At 55.7% G+C, this 21,434-nt stretch carries 21 protein-coding genes; 8 read left to right on the top strand and 13 right to left on the bottom strand.

Annotated elements, in window-relative coordinates; genetic code table 11:
- Window positions 1-200: 200 nt before the first annotated feature.
- The 6 genes from BM320_RS02270 to BM320_RS02240 all read right to left on the bottom strand — a co-directional run bounded on the left by BM320_RS02270 (window position 201) and on the right by BM320_RS02240 (window position 5,024).
- The gene (locus BM320_RS02270; protein ID WP_131802247.1) at window positions 201-395 is read right to left on the bottom strand and encodes a hypothetical protein; all 195 of its coding nucleotides are present in this window, start codon (window positions 393-395) and stop codon (window positions 201-203) included.
- Entirely contained in the window at window positions 392-1,312 is a 921-nt protein-coding gene (locus BM320_RS02265) for a hypothetical protein (protein ID WP_090195928.1), read from the bottom strand. The genes BM320_RS02270 and BM320_RS02265 overlap by 4 nt, the downstream gene beginning before the upstream one ends.
- A gap of 207 nt (window positions 1,313-1,519) precedes the next feature.
- Window positions 1,520-1,939, bottom strand: a complete 420-nt coding sequence (locus BM320_RS02260) for a hypothetical protein (RefSeq protein WP_090195925.1) — start codon at window positions 1,937-1,939, stop codon at window positions 1,520-1,522.
- A gap of 2 nt (window positions 1,940-1,941) precedes the next feature.
- Complete coding sequence (locus tag BM320_RS02255) at window positions 1,942-2,235, bottom strand: hypothetical protein (protein ID WP_090195923.1); 294 nt, start codon at window positions 2,233-2,235, stop codon at window positions 1,942-1,944.
- Between the two features lie 565 nt (window positions 2,236-2,800).
- On the bottom strand, window positions 2,801-3,226 hold the full coding sequence (locus tag BM320_RS02250) for a DUF3102 domain-containing protein (RefSeq protein WP_090195920.1): 426 nt from the start codon (window positions 3,224-3,226) through the stop codon (window positions 2,801-2,803).
- Window positions 3,227-3,632: 406 nt separating this feature from the next.
- Window positions 3,633-5,024 carry a tyrosine-type recombinase/integrase gene (locus BM320_RS02240; protein WP_090195915.1) on the bottom strand — a complete coding sequence of 464 codons (1,392 nt, stop codon included), beginning with the start codon at window positions 5,022-5,024 and terminating at the stop codon, window positions 3,633-3,635.
- A 481-nt stretch (window positions 5,025-5,505) separates the two neighbouring features.
- Here BM320_RS02240 and BM320_RS02235 point away from each other — a divergent pair, with 481 nt between their 5' ends.
- From BM320_RS02235 to BM320_RS02200, 8 genes are all read left to right on the top strand, one after another.
- Complete coding sequence (locus BM320_RS02235) at window positions 5,506-5,964, top strand: hypothetical protein (protein ID WP_090195912.1); 459 nt, start codon at window positions 5,506-5,508, stop codon at window positions 5,962-5,964.
- Between the two features lie 21 nt (window positions 5,965-5,985).
- The gene (locus BM320_RS02230; RefSeq protein ID WP_131802245.1) at window positions 5,986-6,819 is read left to right on the top strand and encodes a sulfotransferase domain-containing protein; all 834 of its coding nucleotides are present in this window, start codon (window positions 5,986-5,988) and stop codon (window positions 6,817-6,819) included.
- A gap of 88 nt (window positions 6,820-6,907) precedes the next feature.
- Window positions 6,908-7,843, top strand: coding sequence for an Lpg1974 family pore-forming outer membrane protein (locus BM320_RS02225; RefSeq protein WP_131802243.1), 936 nt, complete (start codon window positions 6,908-6,910; stop codon window positions 7,841-7,843).
- Window positions 7,844-7,920: 77 nt separating this feature from the next.
- Entirely contained in the window at window positions 7,921-9,222 is a 1,302-nt protein-coding gene (locus BM320_RS02220) for a cytochrome P450 (RefSeq protein WP_090195905.1), read from the top strand.
- A gap of 19 nt (window positions 9,223-9,241) precedes the next feature.
- Entirely contained in the window at window positions 9,242-10,414 is a 1,173-nt protein-coding gene (locus BM320_RS02215) for a glycosyltransferase (protein WP_090195902.1), read from the top strand.
- Window positions 10,401-11,267: an alpha/beta fold hydrolase gene (locus BM320_RS02210; protein ID WP_090195899.1), complete on the top strand. Its 867-nt coding sequence runs from the start codon at window positions 10,401-10,403 to the stop codon at window positions 11,265-11,267. Before BM320_RS02215 ends, BM320_RS02210 begins: the two co-directional genes overlap by 14 nt.
- A gap of 172 nt (window positions 11,268-11,439) precedes the next feature.
- Window positions 11,440-11,865 (top strand): hypothetical protein, encoded by a 426-nt coding sequence (locus tag BM320_RS02205; protein ID WP_090195896.1) that lies wholly within the window; start codon window positions 11,440-11,442, stop codon window positions 11,863-11,865.
- 205 nt (window positions 11,866-12,070) lie between these two features.
- Window positions 12,071-14,101: an OmpA family protein gene (locus BM320_RS02200; protein ID WP_090195895.1), complete on the top strand. Its 2,031-nt coding sequence runs from the start codon at window positions 12,071-12,073 to the stop codon at window positions 14,099-14,101.
- A 106-nt stretch (window positions 14,102-14,207) separates the two neighbouring features.
- Here the strand turns inward: BM320_RS02200 and BM320_RS02195 are convergent, their stop codons facing one another.
- From BM320_RS02195 to BM320_RS02165, 7 genes are all read right to left on the bottom strand, one after another.
- The gene (locus BM320_RS02195) at window positions 14,208-15,599 is read right to left on the bottom strand and encodes an FGGY-family carbohydrate kinase (protein WP_090195892.1); all 1,392 of its coding nucleotides are present in this window, start codon (window positions 15,597-15,599) and stop codon (window positions 14,208-14,210) included.
- Window positions 15,596-15,913, bottom strand: a complete 318-nt coding sequence (locus BM320_RS02190; RefSeq protein WP_090195889.1) for an L-rhamnose mutarotase — start codon at window positions 15,911-15,913, stop codon at window positions 15,596-15,598. Before BM320_RS02190 ends, BM320_RS02195 begins: the two co-directional genes overlap by 4 nt.
- A complete protein-coding gene (locus tag BM320_RS02185) occupies window positions 15,910-16,911 on the bottom strand; it encodes an ABC transporter permease (protein ID WP_090195886.1) in 1,002 nt (333 codons plus the stop codon). Before BM320_RS02185 ends, BM320_RS02190 begins: the two co-directional genes overlap by 4 nt.
- Window positions 16,908-17,888, bottom strand: a complete 981-nt coding sequence (locus tag BM320_RS02180; RefSeq protein WP_090195883.1) for an ABC transporter permease — start codon at window positions 17,886-17,888, stop codon at window positions 16,908-16,910. Before BM320_RS02180 ends, BM320_RS02185 begins: the two co-directional genes overlap by 4 nt.
- Window positions 17,885-19,432, bottom strand: a complete 1,548-nt coding sequence (locus BM320_RS02175; RefSeq protein ID WP_090195880.1) for a sugar ABC transporter ATP-binding protein — start codon at window positions 19,430-19,432, stop codon at window positions 17,885-17,887. Before BM320_RS02175 ends, BM320_RS02180 begins: the two co-directional genes overlap by 4 nt.
- A 78-nt stretch (window positions 19,433-19,510) precedes the next feature.
- A complete protein-coding gene (gene rhaS / locus BM320_RS02170; protein WP_090195876.1) occupies window positions 19,511-20,506 on the bottom strand; it encodes a rhamnose ABC transporter substrate-binding protein in 996 nt (331 codons plus the stop codon).
- Window positions 20,507-20,531: 25 nt separating this feature from the next.
- Entirely contained in the window at window positions 20,532-21,344 is an 813-nt protein-coding gene (locus tag BM320_RS02165) for a DeoR/GlpR family DNA-binding transcription regulator (RefSeq protein WP_090200261.1), read from the bottom strand.
- Between the last annotated feature and the right edge of the window lie 90 nt (window positions 21,345-21,434).

Raw genomic sequence — 21,434 nt, 5'->3', positions numbered from 1 at the left:
GAGAGAAAGTGTGTGTGAAGGTGCGTGTGAGGTAATGCGACCCACCCCATGGGGGGATTGCGCGGGCTGCTATATCTATCTCTGGTACTCAGATTTTTGTGGTGAAATATTTTGAGGGTGAAGACACCCGATCTAAACCGGATGCCCTCTGCTTATTGGGTTGAGGGACGCCAATCCCGTCAACCGCTCCTTGATCTGTATTAGCGCGGCACCTGCAAGCCCGTTGCGCTGCTTGTCTTGGGCTTGTTCAGGTCAATGCGGAGTTTGCCCTTGCCACGCGCTGAAGCCTTGCGCACATCATCTTTCGCGATCACCAAGCGATTGGGCGTGGTGTCGAGCGGAGGTGGTGCTGCGGCCTGTGTGTCGGGAACTTTGGGTTTGAACATGTTGCTCATGTGCGGCTCACCTTCACCAAACCTTGAGCCACCGCATCGGTCCACTTCACAACGCCCCGATTGGGGATGTTGATCGACACTTCACCGCCATCAAAGACAGGCTCTAGGCCAGCATCAATCAATGCCTGCGGGAAGTCTGGCGATTGCCATGCGGTCATTGCTGCATCGGTGTCCAGTGGGGTCCACGCGGCTGCTTCGGCTTGCTGTGCGATGGATTGGAATGCGGAGGTTGAACCAGTCTTCATCAATTCAGAGACAGCCTTCGCAAACCCTTCGCGGTCACTGTTATATGCCTGTTCCAATTCACCTTCGTTCAACCCGGTCGCTGCCGTGATCTTGGCTGCATATGCATCGCGAACGCCTGCAAGTGCGCTGTGGTTCAGGCCACCTTCAAGCATCAGATAATCTGTGGTCTTTTCGGAGAACACGCCTTCCATCAGGTCAGCCTCAATGCTGTTGACTGTGGCTGGTGAGACGTTGGGCAGAACGTGACTTGTGAAGTCATCTGCGGCGCTCTGAGGGGCTTGCTGAGGCTCACCTTGAGGGACTTGCTGTTGCACCTGAGGGTTCACGTTCGGGGCACTGTAAGGGGCTTGCATGGCTGCTGTAGCGGGGTCTGCGATCAAACCATCGCGAACAGCTTGCGCCACTTTCACCTTCATTCCGCCGATCTCGACAAGGTCATTGGGACGGGGCTTGCCACCGGGAACCGGGGTGCCTGCTTCGGTGCTGAAGACCAAGCCTTGAGCATTAGCCTGAGGAACGGTCGAGTGTTCTATGCCGCGCTGCACTGTCATGCCGTGGCCTGCGGTCACTTCAAGTGAACCACCGCCAACAACGGCAGTGAACCCGCTGGTGCGTGTCATGAGATTTGATGTTGATTGATTGGCGTCTTCTACGCCGTGTCGATATTCCATTGGGTTTTCCTTTCAAATGGAGGTTGATGAGCAATTGCGCTCAGGTGGGCACCCTCGGTCCATCGGTTCGAGAAACAGAACAACCCGTTTTTTCTGAGTTTCTTAATGATGGAAAGGAAGACATCATCCGATGTTCAAAGGTGTCCGCCTGAAGGCAATTGTCAGGGGGGTCTTGATGCGCCAAAGCATGGCCCTCTCGGTTCTTGTTCAGGTGTTGTTCACAAGCCAGAGGTTGAACCTGTGGGTGTCGCGCACATTGCCGTTGCTGTATTCGACCTTATGACCCTCGGGGATTGGTTGATCATGACAAAGCATCCACGCCACATCGGCATGGCGCACGATCTGGGTCTGACCATCGCGCTTGAAGGTGAGATACAGTTCGAGGTCGTTGCCATATCGAGGCGTGACAGCATCGTAACCGCCATCACGTTTCCAACAAACGATTGAATTGCGAAGGTGCATTGATCGGGATGCGAAGGTGAATAGATCGGTCATGGAAAGGGATGTGTCGGGGCCTGCGGGGGCTTCGGGATACTTGGGGAGGAAGTCTGTGATCTTGGGGCCGTTGGTCTTGATTGTCGGGATGATCAAAGCCTCTGCTGCATCGTCGTTGGCACTGCGGGTCATGGTCAGTTTCTCTTTCTAGGGGGTATTGGTACAAGGAAGCGTCTGCGCTGGTCTGGTGGTGCTGCGCCGATGGTGATGGGTTTCCAGCCACGGGCGATGCGCTGGGCATCAAGCTCTCTGAAGCGGTCCATCCATTCGCGTTCCTGCTGATAGAGGAGGTCTTCATCTTGGCGCTGCCGTGCGAACTCCTCAGCGGCCCTCAGGGCCTCTTCAGCATCAATCTGGGCCTGAACCCTAGCATCAGCCTCACGGACCTCTAGCACCCCTTCCAGAGTCTCTAAGGTGATGTTACGCAAGTCTTGGTCATACTCACGGCCTCTGGCTCGGAGGTGTTCGACACGGCGCTGACATTTGTGTGAGCAGGCTGTGCTGTTGATTGTTCTGGGAATGAATTGGGTGCTGCATATCGGGCACCGTCGCGGGTCATGCATCGGTGAACCTTAAGGTGAACTGTTGTTGTCGGGATGAGAGGTGTCTCTCTATCCTACTGTGTGGGTTAATTGATGATGATGGGGAATAATTAGGCAGACACTAAAAGGGAACCTGAAGGTGAAGACCACAGACGCGCTAACGCGCTCTGAAAGACCACTGAGGTTGTCAGTCATCATCAGTCACCTCTGATCAATCTTAGCATGGGGTCTGTGTGATAGATGATGAGAGGTGAACACCTTCAATCATCACCTTCAATCAAACCCTCTATAACAACTTATGTGAGGTTGTATGTGATAGATGATGATAGAGATGAACCCTAAGGTTCACCTTAACATGAACCTTAACATACACCTTTATATGTAACCTTTCTTTCCACCTATCCTACTGTGTGGGTTAAACCCCCCAGCACGGGTGGGTTAAATACCTAAGTTATTGATATACAACAATCCTTTGCCATTTCCGCCGATTGACACTCCCCCACCCCACAAATTTCTCCCGCGAGATAATTTCAGGGTCATCCCTCAGTGCCCGTAGACGTTCCACCTTACGGAGATCATCAAGGGTTGCCGCGCGGCGTTCTTGTTTAGGGGTTGGTTTAGGTTTCCCGAGGGCGAGGACTTCGCGGATGCTGTTGCACTGGTCAAATTTACAACGCGTTGTAAGTTTCAGGTTAGCTATCTTCATATAATTGTAAGCCATAGCCTGCGCGAACGAGCATTGCTCCTTTACCCAAGGGATAAACTCGCCGTGCTTCAGGCTTGCCTTCACCTTGATCAGTTCCTCACCGATCTCGGCGGCGATCTCCTTAGCGGTTCGACCGAGGCGCTCCTTTTTTGCATTGGTTGAAAAGTGCACGCGTTATCACTTCCACAACACCTTTCCACCCCCGTAACAGTTCCCCCAGTGGAATTAAATTGTTACTTTACAATGACTTATAGAAAATCTATCTCCTTCATCATCACTTCAAATGAAAGGAAAGATCATGAATATCTCTGCCGCAATCACATGGAACTACGCATACATCCGCGCTAGGCGCTTTGAGGTGCATGTTGAAAGGGTCTGTGAGGTGACCCGCCCTGTTGCTGGTGAAGTTGTATGCTATGTTGGCCGCTGGGCTTTGCATCTGGTGAACCACCGAAGGGTGCAGGCTGGGTTTGGTATGTGAGGCGAACTGGTCAAAATGGCCAAGCGTGGCCAGTTTCAATCTCAGGTCAAATGCGCAGCGTGCTGAGCTTTTCAAATACGTCGCCACCGACGCTTTTCACACCACCTTCACGGCCTCAACACACCCCCTAAGCTGCACCCTACTGGCCCCTCTCGCATATCTGCCAAAGGTCACGTCCTGCTTGTCTGGTCGATGCCCTATCACGTCTGCTATGGTGTCCTTATCAATGCCCGCGTGTCTGGCCTTGGTGGCAAACCATCGCCTTGCACTGTGGAAGTTGACCAGTGATCGACGTACACCGGGTTGCTTGTCATCAACGCCTAAGGCTTCCCTATAGCGCTTGAAACGCTTCCCGAAGGTGTCTGAGGGGTTGCTTGCATCTGATAGCTCATGAAAGAGCATGTCATGCCCTGACTTGTTTGCCATACGGGCGCGTATCATCCCCTCTAAGGAACTGTGAACGGGCACCATACGGGCCGCTGCATCGGTCTTGCCTTGTTGGATGTTGAACCAGAGACCATCATCATCAGTCACAACCTCTTCGACCCACAAGGTGATGATCTCAGCTTGTCTCATCCCTGAGAATAAAGAGGTGCGAAGGATGTCCTGCATAGGGGCTTTGTAGGCTTCCCTGAGGGGGAATGGGGAGTTTAGGAGGGTTGATGCCTCGGTGTCTGTGAAAGGGCGCTCTACGGCCTTTGTAGCGCCTCTCTCGACCCTCTTACCCTTCTTCTCAACCTGTTGATCATTCCAAGGCCAGCCAGTCTTTACGGTTTCCCCCACGGGCAACTGAACGTGCCCCCTACGTGCCAAATAAATCCAATACTGCCGCAACGCTGTGATGTGCTTGCCCTGAGTGACAGGGTGCATCTGGTCCAGTTCCTCCGACACGTACCGCCCAGCCTCGCGCCTGTCGATCTGGTCCAGTGTCTTGCCCCTCTCACTGCACCATCGGGCCAGCTTCATGACGTGCCCGCGTCTCTCATTGGTGGTCTTCGGTGCAAGCTCTGCTTTGCTGAGGTAGTCTTCAAGGTGTTCCTCGATCTCGACCTTCCCCATCATTGCCCGTTCAAAGGCTTCCCGCTGCGCTGGGCGCATGGCATCTGCCTCAGCCTCTGCTGCCTCTACAATTTGGAACAGTTCATCATTGTCCTCAGCATCAGCCATAGCATTGCGTGTTAGTTCGCCCCTGAGAGCCGCTGGGAGGGCCTGTGAATGCGATGTGGAGGTGCTGGCAATACTTACGCCGGAAAACTCAAACGCGACTCTGCGACCCCTCAGAATGTCCCTGAATTGGACCCGTGTCGTGGCTTCCAAGTCGTCCCTGAGGTGCTTGGCTTCGGTGATGTTCGAAGTCTGCAAATTGAGCATGATGAACTTGGCCCCGCCGATGACTTGATGGACCCCTTTCGGGACACTTTGACGGAACCAAAAGGTGTTCCCCTTGAGGACCAATAAGCGCTCTGAACGGTTCGACTTGACGGACATCCCTCTTCCTCACTGACCAACGTTACTGACCAATTTCATACTCAGAAAGGTTTGATAATCAATAGAAAAAGGAGATTGAATGCGTTTGGTTTAGAGTCCCTTAGTCTCCGCCACCCACACCCTTATGCAGTTGATTGTGTTGCATTAAGTGCAAACTCGCAACCTTAACTTCGCCTTGACGCGGCATGTTTGTCCTGCTGAACGACGATGATTGAAATACACGCGTCGCTGTGTGTCGGCGCGTGACCGATCCGTAGCCTTGCGCAATCCCCAATGCCTGCGACAACATGTTACCGCGAGACCTTTTGTGGCCAAATGATGCTGAAAGCATAGAGGCGCCGGCCGATCGCATGGCCCGAAATCCGCCTTTGCGGAAACTTGTGCCGTTAAAGCGCCAAATCGACGGATTGCTTGATCCGGGAAATTTGGGCAGGCTGGGTATCAACGAATGAAACACGCAGGGACGGGATAGCAATACACAATGAACCAAGAAGTTAGTGAAACGACGATCGTTTGTTTGGCCGCCTCTTATGAGGCCTTTGGCATGGTTATCGATTTTCTGGCCGAGTCGGATGTGTTCTCGAACTTCGAGATTGGCACCTTGTCAGGCGTCATTCGCAGGCAGTTGAAAGACGGCAATAATCTGGCCGCAATCTGCGACAACCAAATTGTCGGCTATGCCGGTTGGCTGCACACCAACGAAAACACGGGCGAAGAGTGGATGGAAAATCGTGCGATCTTGCGGCCCCTGCCCGCGGCCGAGGCGGACGCGGCCGCATTGACCGTTGTTGCCGTGTCTGACCCCAAAGCCACACCGCGCTTGATGCGCGGCGCGCGCGAACTGAACAAGGGAAAGCGCGTGTTTTTCAAACGCGGCTATGATGGTGTCGTCAAGCAAGGCCGCAAAAACAACGTGCTGAACATAAATGCGGGTGACTGATAGCGACGGCGGGAGGATCTGTTGGGAAAAATAGTTTGGATCGCATCCTATCCAAAGTCGGGGAATACATGGATGCGCATGTTCCTGATGCATTACTTCGTCGCAAACAGGGCGCTAACGCCGGATACGGCCCAAGCATTTGCCCCGAACGAGAATAGCGGCAATTTCTATCAACCGTTCTTACCCGTAAGCGCCGGAAAATTGCCAGATGCAGCGTTTGCATCGGTAAGACCACTTGCGCATCGCGCAATTGCACAGGCAGCACAAAGCTATATTTTCGTCAAAACGCACCATCTGTTTGGCACCCACCATGGCACACCTACAGTCAGCCTTGGTGATAGCGCCGCGTCTGTCTATCTTGTGCGCAACCCCCTTGATGTGGTTGTTTCCTATGCTGCCTTTCGGAATGTATCATACGATCAGGCGATTGACTGGGTGACAACCAAAGACCGAATTCTGCCGCGCATCCCTGGCGGCAGCTATTTTATTTCGGGTTCCTGGTCACAAAATGTGTCGACTTGGCGTGCACAGAAGCAATTGCCCTGCACCATATTGCGATACGAAGATCTAGTAACTGATCCGGCAAGCCAATTTCGCCAGCTATTTGGCGCATGGCGTCTAAAAATCGACAGTGACCGATTTGACGCTGCAATCGCGGCCACATCCATTGGCGCCCTCAAGGCGGCCGAAGCAGAGCACGGTTTTCGCGAGCGTCCGGCAAGCGCAAAAGCGTTCTTTCGGTCAGGCCGGACAGGTGACGGTTACAAAGAGCTGTCAAAATCCCAGCAAGAGCGTGTCATCGATGCCTGCGGTTCGCAGATGCAAGCCTGTGGCTATAGCCTGGATTCAATCTAGCCAGATAGAAGCCCTGTAAAAAAGTGTTTCCCTTAGGTAAACTTAGTGTTAATTACTTAGCAATAGATTATGAGTTAGGGGATTTTCCATGCGTTTGGGTAAGTTGATGGGCTCGGTCTCATCGGTGGCGGTTGTCGTAGCAGGAGCGCAGCAAGCTTCCGCTGAAACACAATCGATGCTTTCAGGATATAAATTGAATGTACAGGGCGGCGTCGGCGTTTCCGATGGCGTCTGGAATGACAAGTTTGAAGCCAGCAGCGGGTCAAGCGGCCCGTTCGACAAAATCGGTGCCGAAGAAGGAATACCCGCATATATGGGCTCAGTGGCGCTTTCGCGTCAGACCTCACCCAACAAAGACATGGCGTTCGGATTGTCGTTCGGGGTATCCGATGGTGACGGCTTTAGTTTTTCAAGCTCGTTCTCCGGCTCTGGCTCCTCAGGGTCTGGCACTTTGACATTTGCGGGCGGTGAAGGCCTGTCATTTGCTGCGCTTGATTTCGAAATGGGCACAACGGTTCCGACTGGCATGGCTGACTTGCGCTGGTTCTATGGTGCCCGTGCGCTCGCTAGCAAGTCTACGCTTTCCGAAGAATTCGACAAGGTCGGCAGCAGCGGTAGCGGATCAGCAAGTTTCGAATTTGAATCCGTGTTTCTTGGCGTTGGGCCGCGGGTGGGTGTCGGATTTTCGACGCAACCTGCCCCGGGTTCCCAATTCGGCTTTTCCGGCGAAGTGGGCGCAGCATATCTGTTCGGTACGCGCACAGAAACATTTACCTCCAGTTACTCTTCGGGTGGCTCCAGCTCCAGCTATAGCAGCAGCTATTCAGAGCGCAAAAATGTGACAAGTCTGGATGCGCAAGTCGGCGTGGACTACTATTTGTCGGACAACGCGACAATCTCTGCTGGATATCAATTGCAGCAGTTCTGGAATATCGATTCTGTATCGGATGAAGACGCCAGTTTCGACGGTTCAGGCCCCCGACTTGTTCACGGTGTCTTTGTCGGTTTCACGACACAGTTTTGATGGGTACCCATTCAAGAGTTTGAACGCTCTGCAATTGCGCCCCAATTTTGGGGCGCATTTTTTGACAGGCCACCGACTTGACTGAACGTATAATTACTTCTGGCACACCCTTAGCAAGCGCATGGTTGCAGAGCCCGTGTAGCGTTCTTTATGAATTGGCAAGACATCGACCAGGCCAGAATATCATCCTTGAACTGGGCGGCGCGCCGTTCACGCTTGTTCAGGACGGAAACACTGCGCGCGAAATCTTGCGCAATGCGCAGGGTCGTTACCAAAAATACTATGGCAGCTATAAGCGCCTTTTTGGCGATAGCCGGCTTACGACAGACGGCGAAGGCTGGCGCACATTGCGCGATTTTTCGCAGCCGCACATTACCGGTGTCGAACCAGACGACATTGTGCAATATACGCAGATCTTCTTTCGAGCCGCGCTTGAAAATCTGGTTTCCGTGTCGGACGGGACAGCGCAACCTGTTGATACAGCAATAGATTTTGCCGCCGCTGCAACCCTATGCAAAGTCGTGCTGGGTTTTCAGATCGAAGACTGGGGCAACCAGACAATCGACGACATTCGCCTTATTCTAAGGCTTGCTTCATGGGAAAATTTCCCGCGGCCAAATGGCGGCGGCGTCGACCATGCGATGCTTCAAATCGATGCGGAAGATGCCAAGCTCCGTCTGCAGAACCGTTTCAACGAAATGCTGGACACCAAAAAAGCCGGCGGGCCGAACAGCCTTTTTTCTACGCTCGCTGCGGCAGGCCCTGACAAGGTCGACCTGTTTGGTGAACTCTCGACCATGCTGTTTGCCGGATTTGATACGACGGCCAGCGCGGTCACTTGGGCAATGTTTCTGCTCGGGCAGGATCAGGCGCTTCAGGCACGTTTGCGCCAATCGGTACGCAGCCGCACGGCGCAGGCGCCGCTTGGGGCCGATGATCTGATGCAAATGCATGATTTGAATGCCTTCTTTCTCGAGGCATTGCGCATTTTCCCACCCATCCCCTTTGTAAGCCGCATTGCGCGAAGCGATGACCAAATTGGTGATTTGGACATCAAGGAAGGTGCAAGAATACTTGTTTCTGTGATTGGCGTCCAACAGGACCCGAAGGTCTTTGATAATCCGATGCAGGTTCAAATAAGCCGGCACCACAACGGGTCCTTGCGCAAGGAACACATGTCCAATTTTATTCCTTTTGGCGATGGCAAACGCATCTGCCCCGGCGCGCGTTTTGCAAATCTCGAAGCACTCGCGGCACTTGCGCTTATTCTCGACGCTGTTTCCATCCATACGCCGGTATCAAAACACGTCGGATTGCGCTGGGACGCGAGCATGCGTCAAGAAAACGGAACCCAACTGATCCTAAAACCGCTTTCTTGAACCAAGGCAGGAGACCCCTATGCGCATCCTTTTTACGTCTTTGTCATGTCTCATTGATCCGGCAAGCGGCGCAGCGATTTCTGTCCGGACGATCCTGCGGCTTCTTGCTGAAAGAGGCCACGAGGTCATGGCGTATTCGGGCGCGGGATTTGACAACGGGCAGAAACCGACAGCCGATGAAATGCTACGCTGGAGCGGGTTCAAGAAGGAAAGCGCTGACGGATTGTGGGTGTTTAACGACGGTCCGGTCAGGCATGTCGCGCATGCAGTCGGCGCCCATAAGATTTCAGCAATGGGCCAGGATGCCGTGCGCGAGGTGTCCGGCCATTTCCGCCAAGTCGTCAAGGATTTCCAACCCGACGCCATTTTGACCTATGGCGGCACTGATTTCGAATGCAGCGCCCGTAAACTGGCAAAAGATTCGGGCATCATTTCCGCCTTTTATCTTGCGCATCCGGGATATAAAAACATTGATGTTTTTCAAGACGTTGACCTTGTGTTTACGGATTCAACCGCAACCCACGACCTTTATCTGGACCGGCTTGCGCTTGCGACAACCGTGATCGGAAAGTTTGTGATGAAACCGGATGCAACCCGTCCGGCCGGCGCGGCGCGGCATGTCACTTTCATTAACCCTTCTTACGCAAAAGGCGTCACGCTATTTTACCGCATTGCGGAAATGCTGCGTGAGCTAAAGCCTTCGCTGCGCTTTCTGGTCGTCGAAAGCAGATCAAATCTGGGCAAGATCGAAACCGTAAGCGGGATCCCGTTTTCCGAAATGCGCAACATCCGCCGGATCGGCTTACAGCCTTCGATGAATGATGTTTTTTCACGCACGCATGTGCTGTTGATGCCATCGTTCTGGCATGAAAGCGGTGGCCGGACAGCCATCGAGGCATTGTCATTGGGCATACCGGTATTGAGCGCGAACCACGGTGGGCTACCGGAACATCTGGGTGATGGCGCCATGCGTTTTGATATTCCCGACCCGCTGCGCGAAAAGCATCAGCTGATCCCGCCGCCATCGGTTGCCATTCCTTGGGTCACAGCGATATCAAAGCTTTGGGAGGACCCTGAATTTTGGCACGAACGCAGTCTGGCAGCAGAAATGCAATGGCAGAAACATGCCCCCGATGCGCGGCTTGCGTTAATTGAGCAACGGCTAGAAGATTTAGTAGATGCCCGACAGTGATATCGACCACTTTGCCGAACCCATCATGGTCGAAATTGACGGCACTTTCAGTTATGTGCATGTCGATATCTGGGAACCAAAAGAGCCAAAGAAGGTCATATTCCTGATCCATGACCTTGTCGGACGCAGCGACGATTTTGCGCCTCTGGCCCCGCGGCTTGCCGCGCTGGGTTATCGCGTTGTCGCTGTCGACTTGCCGGGCCGCGGCAAGAGCGCATGGCTCGAGCAGGACCAGTATACCGGCAAGGCTTATGTCGAAGTGCTTTTGAGCGCGATGCGGGCACATTGGCTGCCTGACGCAAGTATTCTTGGTCAAGGATGGGGCGCAATGATCGCGCTGCTGCTTGAAACTGTCGCAAGGCTCAGATTTTCGAAACTGCTGTTACTGGACCTGCCGCAAAAATGGTCAATCACGGCGGATCAGACCGCAGCGCTATGGGAACAGATCATCGTCCTGCGTGCCGAAGACGAAACGACATTCTGGAAAAGCGTCGAGGAAATTGTACCCCGTGGATTAACCGGGCGGCGCGATTTCATGGCATTGGCGGGCGAGCGCGCGCGCGATTTCAACGGGAAATTTGGGCTTTCTGCAGATCCAAAGGTTTTTTCGGCGATGCGCCAGAATCCTGATGTGGCGTTCGATCTTGAAGCGCTGCTGTCAAAGGTGCGTACCGAAATTCTGATGTTTCAAGGGCTCCGCTCGCTTGCCCCGTACCGGTCGTTCAGGCCCTCTGTCACGGTCGCGGGCCGGTTAAGACGCATAAGGGTGCTACGTGCCACAAATATTTCTTGGAAAAGTGACGACATCTTGATGCCCGTGTTGGGTGCTGCATTGGCGCATAACAGCAATTGATTTATCGGCGTGCCCGCCAGCCGCAATGAGCAACCACAAAGCGGCATAAACCGGCCGTTTTGTCTGGTCATCACTGCGCACCGGATTATTGGGGGCCGTGCAATTGGCCACTTGCCCCTTGGCATGAAACCGATCACAGTTGCGTAAATTCAATTCATCAAAGTGGTGCGTCTTGAAGTATTTCATTGGCCTTGGTGCCGTCGTGGTGGCTGTTGTCGGGTATTTCATGTTTGCGGCTCCGGCGCCCGAACCCGCTGTACAAAGTGACGCAGTCGCGGTGACCCGCACGGATCAATCCATTACCGACACGCTAACCGCCAAGCGCGCAGAACTGCCTGCGCAGCTGACATCCGCGATCACATTGATCGACATCAACTTTCAGGCGCGCATGCGGATCATGCAATATGCCTATGTTGCGAACACGCCTGATACCGATAATTTGAATGCCTTTATCGAAGGTCGCTCTGAAACGCTTTGCCTTGAAGCGCGCAGCATGTTCGGCACTGGCGTCACCTTGCGGAACAGTTTTGTAGATACTGACGGCAACCTGCTGGGTCGCATCTATCTTCTTGACGAGGATTGCCAGCGTTTCCATTGAAAAACGCCCGTGCTGCCCAGCGGCGGCACCCCGCGAAAACTGCGTCACCAAGCGTTGATATAGGATAGCGCGCTGCTTTGCGTTAGTCAGGCACGTGTAAATGGCGCGTTAAGTGACCAATTATTGCAGCCACCCTGCCGCGTGGTTGGTTGCATGACCCAAAGTTGAAAACCGACCCTTCCGTTTGCCCGAAAAAGGAAAACCCATGCCTCTTGCTCCGCTCAAAGCGTCAACCGCACTTGTCGCCAGCCTGTCGCTGATCATGCCCCACCCGTCCCTTATTTCTGCCGCCTGGGCGCAAGATGCAGATTTAAGATGCCTTGACCAAAGCCTGCCACCCTGCCCCGAAGGTGAACGGCCCGAAGGCTATACGCCCGCTGAACTCGCCGAGTTTGCGGCACTCGCAGCGCAGGCGCTTGCAGCAGAGGAAGCCGCCGCTGAAGCAGAAGCACGCGCAGCTGAAGAAGCCGCCGCCGAGGCAGAAGCACGCGCAGCAGAGGAAGCCGCAGCCGCAGAGGCAGAAGCCCGCGCGGCAGAGGAAGCCACCGCTGCCGAGGCAGAGGCACGCGCAGCTGAGGAAGCTGCAGCCGCCGAGGCAGAAGCGCGTGCAGCTGATGAAGCCGCAGCCGCCGAGGCAGAAGCACGCGCAGCTGAGGAAGCCGCTGCCGCAGAGGCAGAGGCACGCGCCGCTGAAGAAGCCGCCGCCGCCGAGGCAGAAGCACGCGCAGCTGAAGAAGCCGCAGCTGCCGAGGCAGAAGCGCGTGCAGCTGATGAAGCCGCAGCCGCCGAGGCAGAAGCACGCGCAGCAGAGGAAGCCGCTGCCGCAGAGGCAGAAGCGCGTGCAGCTGAAGAAGCCGCAGCCGCAGAGGCAGAAGCACGCGCGGCTGAAGAAGCCGCAGCCGCTGAGGCAGAAGCACGCGCCGCTGAGGAAGCTGCAGCCGCTGAAGCAGAAGCACGCGCAGCAGAGGAAGCCGCCGCCGCAGAGGCAGAAGCGCGTGCAGCAGAGGAAGCCGCAGCCGCAGAGGCAGAAGCGCGTGCAGCTGAAGAAGCCGCAGCCGCAGAGGCAGAAGCACGCGCGGCTGAAGAAGCCGCAGCTGCCGAAGCGCAAACCGTTGAAGAAGCCGCTGCTACCGAGGCGCAACCGGATGCGGAACTTGTCGATCCGACCATCGGCGATGACACGGATGCGCCTGCAGCAGCGGCTGCAGATACCGGCGCAGATGCCGCAGAAATTGTCGAAGAAACGCTTGATGCAGACACGGTGCGGACCAGCGAAGAGGATTTCGAAACGCCAATCTCTGCCGCGCCGACCGAAGCTACAACGCGCAATAATTCCCAAGGGCTAAGCAACATCGAGAAGGCGCTTCTTGTTGGTCTGGGCGCGGTTGTTGTCGGGTCTGTGTTGCGCAATGGCGATCGCGTGGTCGAAAACACCGGCGACCGCGTGGTTGTAGAAGGCACGCGCGGGCTGACGATTTACAAGGATGATGATGCAATTTTGCGTCAGACCGGCGCGTCGGTCCGCACCGAGACTTTCTCGGACGGGTCCACACGCACCGTGCTTGATCGTGCTGACGGAACGCAAGTTGTCACTATCCGCGACACGCGTGGCCGCGTTTTGCGGCGCGCTGTTGTCTATCCGGACGGCACCCAGATCGAACTGTTTGACGATGTCCAACCGGTTGCCGCCGTCGATGTGCAGCGGCTCGAGGACCAGCGCCCGACAACGCGCAACCTATCCGCAGCCGACAGTGATCTGATCGCCCTTCGTGCCGCCTTGCGCGAAACGCTGGCATATGATGCAGGGCGCAGTTTCAGCTTGCGCCAGATCCGCGAGATCGAACAGGTGCGCCGCCTTGTGCCGGCTATCGACCTTGATACCGTGACATTCGCAAGCGGGTCCGCGGCGATATCAGCCGAACAAGCGCTTAGCCTTGTGCGGGTTGGCATTCTGATCGAAGAAATGTTGTTTGAAAACCCGCGCGAAGTCTTTTTGATCGAAGGCCATACCGATGCGACAGGCAGCGAAAGCTTTAACCTGACCCTTTCAGATCGGCGGGCGGAATCGGTCGCGCTTGCGTTGACAGAATCTTTCGACATTCCACCTGAAAACCTGATTGTGCAGGGCTACGGCGAAGGATTTCTCAAGGTGCAAACCCAAAGCGCAGAGGCCGCCAACCGCCGTGCAACGGTGCGCCGGATCACGCCGCTTTTGCGCCAGCTCGCTGCGAATTGATAACCGGGGTCAGCGCGGCCTGACCCCGGATACTCGCAAAGCGGACCTTGCGCATGGCGGCCCCGAATACGGGGTGACAGATTCTGTCGCTGGCCGTACTGCAGGTTCAGGCTTTGGTTTGGACCGATGATTTCCAAAGTTCCGCGTAGGCCAGCAGTGATTTGTCGGGCGCAACCGGCGCTGCCGTGCTTGCGTTCGGCGGCGCCTGATCGTGATCAAACAGCAAGGCCGCACCGATACTGGTTCCCGTGACGGCTGCGCTTGTGACAACGGGCCGGCCGGTGACGGCTTGCAGCATCGCGGTAAATTCTGCATTTCGCGCAAACGGCCCTTCGACAATCGTGGGGCCTGCCCCGTTGATCAGTTCCAGACAGGTTCCTGTCATCAAACCAAGATAGAACGACAGCGCAACCGAACGCGCCGGTGACCCCAATTGCGGCTCTGGGCCGCGCCATTGCATTTTGCGTCCCTGAAAGGGGCCAGACCCAGTTTCGACAGACGGCAGAAGCATCACGCGTTGATCCAGAACGGCGGCAACGTCGTGCTTGTCCGGTGCATAGGGGTGACCTGCCTGTATGATTTCATACGTGCGCCCGCCCATAAACCGCGCGCTGGGAACAGCCCGCCCGCGTGCGTTCACGTTGATCAGCGTGTCGCGCTTGGGATCAAGCGGCGGAATTGCTGCGCTGCCATCGCCCGTCAACGACATCGCGATCACCCATGTCCCCGTCGAAACCACACAGGCAGGTGCGTCCCGCGAAATCACATGCGGATAAAGCGATGCGTTGGAATCATGGATGCCGACGCAAACGGGCGTTGTGGGAGGAAGGCCTGTGGCGTCGGCTATCTCTGGCAAAATCGGCCCCAAGATGTCGCTGGGGCGACGCACCGGTGCAATTTTGTCGCTTATGCCCAGCGTTGCGGGAAGATCGGAAAATGTTCCCTTATGCGGGTTCCAAAGGTCGCTGTGGCAGCCGAGCGAGGTCACATCGCTTGCGGCAATTCCTGTCAAACGGTGTCCCCAATATTGCGGATAGGTGACGATTTGCGCGGTACGGTCCTTCAGCGACGGAACCTGTTCAAACTGCCAGTGCAGCTGCGCGCCGATGTTCAAACCTCCACTAAGCCTCGGAGAGCCGGTTTGCGAAAAATCCGGCCTTATCGCGTCATAGCGGGCAACAACATCGGCGGGATAGCGGTGTTCGTAATCCAGAACCGGTGCGGCCAGCGCGCCCGTGTAATCAAGCAATGCGGCACAGGCGCCGTGGGTCGTTATCGAAATCGCATCAACGCCATGGTCGCGGTGGAACTGTCCCAACGCGTCCAGCAAGAACACCCAATGCCCTTCGACATCATAGTGCGGCCAAGGCGGCCCCTGCAGCACAACATTGGGCCGCGTGACGACAGCAATCTCGGACAGCGTGCCTAGATCAACCAGTGCCAGCTTGGCGTTGGTCTTGCCGATGTCGATCACGGCGATATGTTTTGGCGCGTTCATGGCATGTGGAACAGCGGGCTGAGCGCCACTGCAACCGGTTCGTTATTGGGCATGGTTTCCATGATATCGGCCATGTATGCCCACCATTTTTGCATGACCGGATGGTTTGGCAGATCATCCATCTGATGCCCATCCGTCCGGCAAAGCACCCCGATCAGATGTCCGGTTTCTGCGTCAAGATGGATCGAATAGTCGCTGATGCCGGCAGCGTGCAAAAGGTCCACAAGTTCGGGCCAGATCGCATCGTGGCGGCGCTTGTATTCATCCACCATGCCGTCGTTAAGGGTCATGCGGAAAACGTAGCGGCCGGTCATGATTTGCGCCTTGCAGCGACCATTGCCCAAAGGCGCGGCAGTGCGATCACCCCGATCAGCAGCAAACCGATAAAGATCGACATCACAATCCCCGGCACGTTAAGCAGGCCAAAGCCAAAGGTCACAAGCCCCATCACAAAGGCCGCAATCACCACTCCCGGGATTGTTCCAGACCCACCAAGTATATTCACCCCGCCAAGAACAACCATCGTCACAACCTCAAGCTCCATTCCGGTTGCGATGCTGGGGCGCGTCGATCCAAGCCGCGAGGTCAGGCAAATCGCCGCAATTCCGGACATCACCCCCGTGAGCAGGAACAAGATGAACTTGACCCGCGCCACGCGGATACCGCTGAACAACGCGCCGGTCGGGTTGTTGCCAATCGCGTAAACGGCGCGCCCGAAGTTGGTTTTGTGCAGCAACACGCCATAGACCAGTGCGATGACCACAAAGAACAGCATTTCAACCGTAAAGACCCAGTAAATATACCCCTGCCCGAACCACGCAAAGCTGGCTGGATAGCCCCGAAACGCATCATCCCCGAGAATGATATAGCTGATCCCGCGAAACAGGCTCATGGTGCCGATGGTGACAACGATGGATGGCAGCCCAAGAACTGTCACGAAAAACCCGTTGAACGCGCCGCAAAGCAGGCCAACCGTCAGGCCGATTACCACCAGTTCCGGCGTCCCTGCCCCGTGTTGCACCGCAAGCCCCATCGCAGTACTGGCAAGCGCGATTATCGAGGCAACCGAAAGATCGATTTCGCCCGATATGATCAGCAGTGCCATTGCAAAGGCGATCATCGCTTTTTCGGTAAAGTTGAAGGTCGCGTCGCTCAGGTTCCATGCGCTCAGGAAGTAGGGCGAGGCAAAGCTGTTGATCACAAAGATCGCGATAGCAACGCCAAGCAGCAATGCTTCCCAGCTTTTGAGAAGACGCGCCGCGCGGCCTTGCAAACGGTCAGGGACGTGGCGGGTTTGGACTGTATCCGTCATTGCGCGGTCTCCGCTGATTTAAGAATGATACGGCCCTTTGTGCGGCCCGAGCGGGCGTTAAACGCAACCGCAATCAAGATCGCGCTGCCGGAAATCGCAAGCTGCCAGAACGGCGAGATATTCACCACCGGAAGCGCATTCTTGACGACGCCAAGAAATAGCGCGCCAAGTACCGCGCCGCCAACCGACCCGATCCCGCCTGCAATCGAAATCCCGCCAATGACACAGGCCGCAACGACTTCAAGCTCGAATCCGCCCGCAATATCGACATAGGCTACGGCATAGCGCGCAACCCACAAATAACCGGTAAGGCCCGCCAGCGCGCCCGAGACCACAAAAGCCCAGAACTGCGTCTTGCCGACATTGATGCCGGTATAGACCGCCGCATGCGGATTGCCGCCCACAGCAAAGATGGACCGCCCGAACGGGGTGCGTGCCATCATGATCCCAAAGATGACCACCGTCAAAATGGCGATCCACGACAGAACCGGCAGACCCAGCAACACGGTACGCGCGAAGCCAGTAAATGCAGGCGACATTTCATGCGCGTTGACCCATTTCCCGTCCGAAATCAGAAAGATGATACCGCGAAAGATGGTCATTGTGCCAAGCGTCACCACAATCGGCGGAATGGCGAGCTTCCACACCAGAATGCCGTTGATCGCACCCATGATCGCGCCAAGCGTGATCGCAATGGCAAGAATGACAGGGATTGGCAGACCCGGCATCGCAACATTGATCATCGCAACAGCCATGCCGGTAAGCGCAAGGTTCGCAGCCACCGACAAATCAATGCAGCGGGTCAGGATTACGACCATCTGGCCAAGCGCCAGAATGATCAGCGGGGCCGTGTCATTGAACACATTGGCAAGATTTGACGGCGCAACAAAGCCCGCAAACCGCGTGGCAATCATCATCAAAAGCGCGAAAATAGCCCCCGCCAAAATCGCTTCGCGTAGTGGGATAAATCGGGTCATGCTGCGGCCCCTTTGGTTGGTGTAGAGATTCCGGCGGCATGGCGCACCAGCGTTTCGGGCGTCAGATCATCCCCCGCAAGTTCCGCGGCAATGCGCCCGTCGCGCATGACAATTACGCGGTCGGACATGCCGATGACTTCGGGAATTTCGGAACTGACCATGATCACAGACAGACCCTGCGCCGCCAGTTCCGCCATAAATTCATGCACCGCGGCTTTGGACCCGATATCAATGCCTTTGGTGGGTTCATCTAGGATGATCACCTGCGGCAGGGTCGCCAGCCATTTTGCAATCACGACCTTTTGCTGATTGCCGCCCGACAGGTTGCCAACATCCTGATCAAGCGAGGCTGCGCGCAGATCAAGCCGCTGCGAATATTCGCGCGCCAGTTTGAATTCCTCGGCAAGCTTCAAAAACCCGTTGCGCGAGGTTTTTCCAAGCGAAGGCAGGGTGATATTCTGGAAGATCGGCAAACCGATAATCGCGCCCTGTTTGCCCCTATCTTCGGGCACATAGACAATCCCGTTGCCCACCGCATCAGCGGGCGAGCGGATCACCTTGATATCCCCGTTGATCCGGCACACCCCCTTAGCGGGTTTTGTGATCCCGAACAGGGCTTGCATGAATTCGGACCGGCCCGCGCCGACAAGCCCGTAAAACCCGAGAATTTCACCGCGGTTCAGCGTAAAATTGATATCGGCAAATTCGGTCGGGTGGTCATATCCAACAATCTTGAGAACTTCTTCGCCAACATCATGGCTGCGCGTCGGGAAAATCTGGTCGACAGATCGCCCGACCATCATCTTGACAAGGTCACCTTCGGAAATATCGGCAATCTTGCCATCGCCGACAAATGCACCATCGCGGAACACGGTATAGCGGTCGGCAATGCGGAAAATTTCATCGAACTTATGACTGATAAACAAAATCGCCTTGCCTTGGGATTTGAGCGTCTCGACAAGCGCATAAAGCTCTTCGATTTCTTTGTGGGACAGCGCTGCGGTGGGTTCGTCCATGATCACAACGCGCGCATCAACCGAAAGGGCGCGCGCAATCGCAACAAGGTGTTTGTTGGCAATACCAAGGTCGCGCAACGGGGTATGCGCACTGAACGGCGCGCCGATATCGTCCAGCAACTTTGTTGCGGCGCGGTGCATAGCGGCCTTGTCGATCAGGCCGAACCGCGTGCGCGGGGCGTGACCGATATAGATGTTTTCGGCAACGGATAGTTCGTCGAATAGCACAGTTTCCTGATGGATCGCGGTGATACCGGCGGCGGCCGCCTCGTTGGGGCTTGCAAAGGCAATCGCGTCGCCATTGATGCGGATCGTGCCGCCGTCAGGCACATAAATACCTGTCAGGATCTTGACGGTCGTAGACTTGCCCGCACCGTTTTCACCAACAAGCGCCGTCACCTGGCCGGGGTAAAGATCAAGCTTGACCTGATCAAGCGCCTTCACGCCGGGAAAGGTCTTGGTGATCATGTCCATGGACACAATGGGGGTATCGTTTGGCGAAGTGGAAGCTGCGGTTCGCGTCGTCATCCGGTTTCTCACTTTGGATAAGCTGGGGGTGTCTGGCCCGACGTCGAAGACGGGCGGGCCAGACGGGGGGGAGACGTCTTAGAAGATCGACTTGAACTGGTCGATGTTGCTGGCGTCGTAAACAAACGGATCAGCCATCGCGCCTTCGTTGTTTTCGTCCAGTGTCAGGCTGCCCATGCGGCCCATCGGGATTTCGGCACCGGCTTCAGCCACAGCGCCGTTCTGGCTCAATTCATAGGCCAGCATTGTCGCGGAATAACCCAGATCGATCGGGTTCCAGATCGCGAATGACTGCGATGCGCCGGATTCAATCGCGCCAGCCATTTCAGACGGAAGACCAAGGCCGGTAACGTTTACCTGACCTACTTTACCTGCGTCCACAACTGCCTGAGCGGCGGCCACAATCCCGACAGATGTCGGGGCAATGATCGCATCCAGATCAGGGTAGGACTGCATCAGGCCGGTGGCCTCGCGGTAGGATTTGTCGGCAAGATCGTCACCGTAGACGGTCGCAACCACTTCGATGCCTGGATAGTCGCCCATCACGGCCATCATTTCATCGATCCAGATATTCTGGTTGGTCGATGTGGTTGTCGCGGAAAGCAGGGCCACTTCGCCGCCGTCTGGCAGGTGATCAGCCGCCAGTTTGATGATCATATTACCGATCAGCGGGTTGGATGACGGGTTCAGGTGCAATTGGCGGCCTTCGGGGGCAACGCCGGAATCCCAGCTGATTACCGTGATACCGCGCTGCATGGCGCGTTGCAGGGCAGGCACCAATGCATCAGTGTCATTGGAAGAAATCGCAATCGCATCAACATTTTGCGCGATCAAGGCGTTGATAACTTCGATCTGGCCTTCGGCTGTAGTATCGGTTGGACCGGTATAGATGATCTCGACATTGCCCAGCTCGGCAGCGGCTTCTTGGGCACCTTCAGCGGCAGCTTCAAAAAAGCCGATGCCAAGCGCTTTGACGACAAGCGCGATACGCACGTCGTCTTGTGCGAATGCCGGTGTTGCCATCATTGCGGTGGCCATTGCAGCTGTTGCCGCTAGTTTCTTCAATACACTCATGGTTTCCTCCCTGGAGTGGTTTCAATCAGGCTGGCGGTTTCGCCACCCCCTCTTTCTGCGCGGCACCCGCAGGCACCACGATCAGTGTCACATCTGCCGATTCCAGCATGGCCGCCGTGCGGTCATCGATGCGGTCATCGGTGATGATTGTGTCAATCCGTTCAAGCGGACACAGCACAAGGCTCGAACGGTTTTCGAATTTGCTGCTGTCGACAAGTACGATCAGTTCTTCGGCTTGCCCGATCAGCTTTTGTTCGGCCTGGATCAGCAACGGGTCGCCTTCCATCAACCCCAAAGGCCCGATGCCTTGGGCGCCCATGAACATGCGTTTGGCATAGAAATTGCGGGTCACGTCGTTTTCAAACGGCGACAGAATGATATTTTGTTCGCGGTAGATTATGCCACCCGACAGCATCACGGTGTTTTGGGTGTTTTTCAGCAAATGCTCCGCAATCGGGAACGAGTTTGTGAAAACCTGCATCCGGCGTGACGCCAGCGGGTGCACCATCTGAAATGTCGTTGTGCCACCATTGATAATGATGGGTTCGCCCTCATCGCACAGTTCCACTGCGGCTGCGGCAATCGCCTGCTTTTCCGCAATATGCATCGTTTCATTGACCGAAAACGGACGTCCGGCAAGACCGACAAACGGCTTTGATGTGATGGCTTCGGCGCCGCCACGCACACGGCGCAGGCGTTTTTGTTTATCAAGCGTGCTGATGTCGCGTCGCACAGTCGCCTCTGATGCGCCGGTCAGCGCACATAGGTCGATCACAGTCACAAGTGACCGGTCTTGTACGGCTGAAAGAATGACGCGGTGGCGGTCGTTTTCGTGCATGGGAAACCCCTTTGATTGGACAGAAGGTGGCGCGAATCGCGACAGTTTGTCAATCATTAATTGTCATAAACGATCATTCTGCACCGCAGC

Source organism: Yoonia tamlensis (genome assembly GCF_900115105.1).
GTDB lineage: Bacteria > Pseudomonadota > Alphaproteobacteria > Rhodobacterales > Rhodobacteraceae > Yoonia > Yoonia tamlensis.
This window is presented reverse-complemented; position numbering and strand designations above follow the sequence as displayed.